A 6,356-nucleotide genomic window follows, 5' to 3' on the forward strand; every position below is an offset into this window, starting at 1 on the left:
CACAGCCCGGCGCTGCGCGAGGCAGCGGAGCGCGCGATCGGCGATGCATCGGTATCGGACATCGCGGCCGGAGCGGGCATGAGCCTTCGCGTGTTGGAGCGGCGCTTCCTTGCGGAGACCGGGCTGAGCCTTGGCCGGTGGCGGCGGCAGGCGCGATTGCTGGCGGCGATGGAGCGACTGGCTGCAGGCGATCCGGTGAAACGGGTCGCGGCCGGCGCGGGCTATGCGACGCCAAGCGCGTTCGTGGCCGCATTCCGCGCCACGTTCGGCGAGACGCCCGGGCGGTATTTCCACTAGTCCTGGTTGGAATTTACCCTTTTGGGGACGCAAGAGTCACAAGAGTCACACTGACATGGCGTTTCGGATGCACCGCTGCCTCGCCGCCGGATTTTACCCGGCGGAGGAAAGCGCTTGCTGGTTCGTGGACATGTCAAAGAGCGGCTGGACGAGGATCCGGCTCGCTGAGGCCAGCAGCTTAAATCCTACATTGCAAGGGCGGGGCAATGGGTTGGCCGCGATGCGTATCCAAATCCTCCCCCGCAAGGGGGAGGTGTCAGCGCAGTTGACGGAGGGGGAGGATGCCAGAACAGGCGTTGGCGAGTCCTCCCCCTCCGTCGCCTTCGGCGCCACCTCCCCCTGGCGGGGGAGGATTTCCTCTCAGCCTTCCCGCCCGGCCTTCAGCGTGCGGCCCCACCAGGCGAGTTCGTCGAACAGTGCAGCCAGCGCCTTTTCGTCATAGTTGTCGCCATTAAACCGGTCGCCGTCGCGCTTGGCGCCGGGGCGGATCAGGTGGACGGCGCTGTTGAGCGGGGCCATTTCCAGCGCGATCGATGTCATGCGCAACTGCTCGACCGAACGCGCGCCGCCAGCGCCGCCATAAGCGACATAGCTGACCGGCTTGCGGTTCCATTCGGCGAACACGGTATCGAGTGCGTTCTTCAGCACCGCGCTGGAAGAGTGATTATATTCCGGGGCGATCAGGATGTAGCCGTCCGCGCTCGCGATCTTTTCTGCCCAACTGATCTGGAGCGGATCGGCATAGCCGCCCGCGGCCGGCGGCCGGGGATGCGGGAAGAAGGGCAGGTTCCACGCCTTCAGATCGACCAGTTCGCAGGCGAGATCGTCGCGCGCCGCGGCCTGATCCATCACCCAGTTGCCGACCGGCAGCGCCATCCGCCCTTCGCGTACCGATCCGAGGATCACCAGAATCTTGAGCGGACGGGTCATTTGCGGCTCCATGTTTGCTTCCGACACGCATGGGAGAATTACCCGTCTTCCCGCAATGCACAATTTCCTGTAGGGGCGCGCCAACCTTTTCCCGGGAAACAGATATGAACCTCCGCAACGTGGCGATCATCGCCCACGTCGATCATGGCAAGACCACGCTCGTCGACCAGCTTTTCCGCCAGTCCGGCACCTTCCGCGACAACCAGCGCGTCGAAGAGCGCGCGATGGATTCGAACGACCTCGAGAAGGAGCGCGGGATCACGATTCTCGCCAAGCCGACCTCGGTCGAGTGGGAAGGCACGCGCATCAACATCGTCGATACGCCCGGCCACGCCGATTTCGGCGGCGAAGTGGAGCGCATCCTCTCGATGGTCGACGGCGTGATCCTGCTGGTCGATTCTTCGGAAGGCGCGATGCCGCAGACCAAGTTCGTGACCGGCAAGGCGCTGAAGCTGGGCCTGCGTCCGATCGTGGTGGTCAACAAGGTCGACCGTCCGGACGAGCGCATCCAGGAAGTGCTGGACGAAGTGTTCGACCTGTTCGTGTCGCTCGACGCGACCGACGAGCAGCTCGATTTCCCGGTGCTCTACGCCTCGGGCCGCAATGGCTATGCCAATGAGGATCCGAGCCTGCGTGAGGGCACGCTGCGTCCGCTGTTCCAGAAGATCGTCGATCATGTGCCGCCGCCGGCACTGGAAGTCGATGCGCCGTTCACCTTCCTGGTGACGCTGCTCGACCGCGACAACTTCCTCGGCCGCATCCTGACCGGCCGCGTCCAGTCCGGCACGGTGAAGGTCAACCAGCCGATCCACGCGCTCGACATGGATGGCAAGATCGTCGAGACCGGCCGCGCGTCGAAGATCATGACCTTCCAGGGCCTGGACCGCGTGCCGACCGACGAAGCCAAGGCAGGCGACATCATTTCGCTCGCCGGCCTGACCGTCGCGACCGTTTCGAACACCATCGCCGACACGTCGGTGAGCGAAGCGATCCAGGCGCAGCCGATCGATCCGCCGACCCTGTCGATGCGCTTTGCGGTGAACGATTCGCCGATGGCGGGCCGTGAAGGCTCGAAGGTGACCAGCCGCATGATCCGCGACCGGCTGGAGCGCGAAGCCGAATCCAACGTGGCGATCAAGGTGACCGAGAGCGAGGACAAGGACTCGTTCGAAGTGGCCGGCCGCGGCGAGCTTCAGCTGGGCGTTCTCATCGAGACGATGCGCCGCGAAGGCTTCGAGCTGGGCATCAGCCGCCCGCGCGTGCTGTTCCGCGAGGACGAGGACGGCAAGAAGACCGAGCCGTACGAAACCGTCGTCATCGACGTGGACGACGAGCATTCGGGCACGGTCGTCGACAAGATGAACCAGCGCAAGGGCGAGATGACCGACATGCGCCCCTCGGGCGGCGGCAAGACCCGCATCACCTTCAGCGCCCCCTCGCGCGGCCTGATCGGCTATCATGGCGAGTTCCTGTCCGACACGCGCGGCACCGGCATCATGAACCGGCTGTTCGAGAAGTACGGCCCGCACAAGGGCAATATCGAAGGCCGCAAGAACGGCGTGCTGATCTCCAACGGCAATGGCGAGGCGCAGTCCTATGCGCTGGGTCCGCTCGAGGAGCGCGGCATCCTGTTCGTCGGCCATGGCGAAGCGCTGTATGAAGGCATGATCATCGGCGAGAACGCCAAGACGGACGACCTCGAGGTCAATCCGATGAAGGCGAAGCAGCTGACCAACTTCCGCGCATCGGGCGGCAAGGACGACGCCGTCCGCCTGACCCCGCCGAAGAAGATGACGCTGGAACAGGCGATCGCTTATATCGACGATGACGAGATGGTCGAAGTGACGCCGAAGAAGATCCGCCTGCGCAAGCGCTTCCTGGATCCCCATGAGCGGAAGAAGGCTTCGCGGGCGAAGGCTGCGGCTTAAGGTGAAATGCGAAGGCGCCGGGGAGACCCGGCGCTTTTGTTTTGTGGGGTTAGAGGCACCCACTTGAGTGACGCCTACTTGCGCATTTGACTAATAACCGCACAATCATGCGCCATGGACATTAAGCTGATCCGCGCTTTTATCGCGTCACCCGGTGGACTCGATGACGAACGAACTGCGGCATTCAACGCGGCTGAAGAGGTTAACCGTTCGGTGGCCAAGCCATTAGGCGGCCGTTTGGAACTATACGGTTGGGAAGAGACGATTTCCGGGAATGGTCGCCCACAGGCAATAATTAATGCTGAAATGGAGACTTGTGATCTCTTTATAGGCGCAATGTGGACGCGATGGGGTTCGCGCCCTTCGTTAGACGGGCCTTACTCATCGGGGTTTGAGGAAGAATTCGAACTATCCAAGATTCGCTATTCGAAGACGCGGGCGCCTATGATGGCAATGTTCTTTAAGGACATTGATCCGCTGCAGCTCAGCGATCCCGGAGAAGAACTCAAGAAAGTTTTATCATTTCAGGAAAGACTGCGCACAGAAAAGAGCTTATTTTATGGTACATTTGGAACCATTGAAGTTTTTTCCGCAAAGGTTCGTGAATTTCTTTCGGCCCATGTGATACGTATGCTGAGTGAAGGGCAGGTTCCTCGTGAGGAGCGGCCCACCAATTTGCAACTCCCGCTAGCCCCATCTGCCGAAATATTAGTTATCGAGACAGGTGTGCAGGCAGTCGAGGCGCCATTTCTTGTGGCTACAGCACGTAATATTCGCAGTGACGGCGGTTTGCCGGCCGCCGATGTGGCAAGGTTGCGGCTTATTGGTGCAACTGCAAGGACTGCCGATAATGACAAAGTTGTCTTAGGCATCCACGACGCCAACCTGCTCTATGAACGTCGCCAAGACTATATGTTCTCGTTTCCAGAAACGCGCGGGTTGTTGGCTAGTGGCCTCGAGAATCTAGCTGATCAAAACGTACCCATCTGGACTTGGCTATCGATGATTACCGACGGGCGGCCGGACATGTTGATGGCGCTCACAATCTACGGAGAGGATGCTCAACGGGCAGGTGCGATACAGGTCATGCGTTTGCTCTCCGAGCCCATTCGCCAGTTGGCGCCGAGCGGGCAAGATGTTGTGAGTTCGCATTGGCTGGGTGAAAGAACCCCTAAGACGGTGAAGCAAGCGGCGCTTCGCTATCTTAGGCAGCATGGTTCTCGAGAAGAACTCGCTGCGATCATTCTAGAGGTAGCGCGCGCGAACCATGATACTGTGCGCCCAGCTCATGAAGCGGCTGTCGCTATCCTATTACGCGTTGAGCCTATCGAGGCAGCTCGCGTCATGCTTACGTGGTCATTTGATAGCTTCGACGCTGATCTCCTGCGCGAAACCCTCGAGTTTTTTGATCAGCTTGATCCTGCTGAGCTCCGTAGTGGTCTCGATCATCGTGCAGCTGAAGTGCGGTCTCGATCGCTCGAAATCTTGAGCAAGCAGCAAGCCATTGATATCGAAACAATTAATCGCGCTCGCGAAGATGACGCGGCGGCGGTCCGGCTACAGGCAGTGCAGGCACTTGAACGTATCGAACAGCCATTGTCGCTGGACGAGGCCCGCAAGCTCATAATTTTCAATAAGCGAAAGACAGCAGGTTTTCTCTGGTCTTCGAGCATCGATCGGACGGGTGAAGAGCTATTCAACAGCTACCGCATGGAACGACTGCGACAAATGCCTGTTACTGCCGTTGAGGCACTACTAGGGAGCATGGAGCATCGTGACGCCGCGTATCAGTCGCTTGCGATTCGGCGCGTTGCTGACTTCCCTGCGCAACTGCGCCAAGATTTGGATGATGAATTTACCACCTATTTCGAGCGTCACTGGCCTGAAGGAATCCCGGTGTCGATGCGGGCGGCCACGTCGCTTCTCACAATAGGAATAACTGATCCCAACGAAATAAAACGCCGCGAGTTGGTCAGCGGCGCGATAGATATCGTTGCTAGAGAGCGTAATGAGGCAGATCTATTGCTTGTGCGGCGGGTACTCGATCGTGGTTTTGTAAAGCCGACACCAGCAGTAATTTCATTTCTTCGTGCCTTTGGCGACGGCGAGGATATTGAGAGGCTGGCGCAAACTCCATCATTGTTCTGGACAATCAATGCAGTATCCGGGGGTTCATTTAGAGAAGCGGCGCTTGCAATTTTGCGGTTACACGTCAGTTCATTAGCGGATCTAATGATGCGGGTGCTTCCGGATACGATGAAGGCGCAGTTAATCGATTTAGTCGGGATTGGAGAGTTTTCTGGATTGGAAGACCGCGAGATTATCGACCTTCTTCTTGATGAATCCGCCTTAACTCGACGAACAACAGCACGAAAAATCGTCGAAAGTTTACCTCGAAGCCGCGTAAGGCGCTTACTAAAATTGTACCGATCGCATGGAGAGGGCCGCTATTACATCGTGACGCATTGGCTTGATCTAGGCCTCGCCTACCCACGACGGATCGCGAAACGAGTTTTAGCTTCCGACTGATACTTGCTCATATAGCTAGCTGTAGGCTACGTGGACAATTCGGAACAAACCAAAAACAAATCGCTGTCCTACACGCCCTCGCTTCCATAACACCCTGTCCGATTCGCCAATCGAGACAGGAGGATTCCCATGCAGAACCGCGTTCCCGTCGCTCGCGATCAGCGGGCGCCGTTGCCTGATTTCGCGCCTGTGCCGCGCAAGACCAATCGGCATGACGGGTGGACGCCCGAGCGGCAAAAGGCGTTTGTCGAGGCGCTGGCGGATACCGGGTCGGTGCGGCGGGCGGCGGCGATGGTCAATATGTCGCAGGCCAATGCCTATGCACTGCGGCGGGCGCACGGCGCGGACGAGTTTCGGCGGGCTTGGGATGCGGCGCTCGATTTCGGGCTGAAGCGGCTGAAGGACCTGGCGTTCGAGCGGGCGATCGAAGGCGAGCTGGTGCCGGTGTTCGTGGCGGGCAAGCTGATGGGCTTTCGGCGCAAGCGCAACGATGCGCTGCTGATGTTCTGCCTGCGCCATTATGGTCAGGATGCGTCGGGCAAGCGGACCACGATCAACTATTTCTCGTCGCGGGCGAGCGCCGGGGCAGGCGCCGGCGGCGCGGGTGCTGAGGCCAGTGCGACAACGGTTCGCACGGTCATCACCGGCGACGCGGTGGGCGAGGACGGCGCC

General features: G+C 59.8%; 4 protein-coding genes and 1 pseudogene. 4 read left to right on the forward strand and 1 reads right to left on the reverse strand.

Annotated features, from left to right (window positions below; all coding sequences use genetic code 11):
- Positions 1–297 (forward strand): helix-turn-helix transcriptional regulator (locus P1X14_RS21280; protein ID WP_277317430.1); only part of this gene is annotated, 297 nt, incomplete at its 5' end.
- 360 nt (positions 298–657) lie between these two features.
- On the opposite strand, the gene P1X14_RS21285 is transcribed toward P1X14_RS21280, so the two are convergent.
- A complete protein-coding gene (locus tag P1X14_RS21285) occupies positions 658–1,227 on the reverse strand; it encodes an NAD(P)H-dependent oxidoreductase (protein ID WP_277317431.1) in 570 nt (189 codons plus the stop codon).
- Between the two features lie 104 nt (positions 1,228–1,331).
- On the opposite strand from P1X14_RS21285, the gene typA reads away from it, so the two are divergent.
- From typA to P1X14_RS21300, 3 genes and pseudogenes are all read left to right on the forward strand, one after another.
- On the forward strand, positions 1,332–3,155 hold the full coding sequence (gene typA, locus P1X14_RS21290; RefSeq protein ID WP_277317432.1) for a translational GTPase TypA: 1,824 nt from the start codon (positions 1,332–1,334) through the stop codon (positions 3,153–3,155).
- 114 nt (positions 3,156–3,269) lie between these two features.
- The gene (locus P1X14_RS21295; protein WP_277317433.1) at positions 3,270–5,684 is read left to right on the forward strand and encodes a DUF4062 domain-containing protein; all 2,415 of its coding nucleotides are present in this window, start codon (positions 3,270–3,272) and stop codon (positions 5,682–5,684) included.
- Between the two features lie 129 nt (positions 5,685–5,813).
- Positions 5,814–6,356 (forward strand): annotated as a pseudogene (locus P1X14_RS21300) (hypothetical protein); the annotation flags it as partial.

The organism is Sphingomonas sp. AOB5 (assembly GCF_029433115.1).
GTDB lineage: Bacteria > Pseudomonadota > Alphaproteobacteria > Sphingomonadales > Sphingomonadaceae > Sphingomonas.

What these genes read in the sequence shown, in the direction of transcription:
- P1X14_RS21285 (WP_277317431.1), bottom strand. Translation starts at nt 1,227, where the DNA reads ATGACCCGTCCGCTCAAGATTCTGGTGATCCTCGGATCGGTACGCGAA.
- typA (WP_277317432.1), top strand. Translation starts at nt 1,332, where the DNA reads ATGAACCTCCGCAACGTGGCGATCATCGCCCACGTCGATCATGGCAAG.
- P1X14_RS21295 (WP_277317433.1), top strand. Translation starts at nt 3,270, where the DNA reads ATGGACATTAAGCTGATCCGCGCTTTTATCGCGTCACCCGGTGGACTC.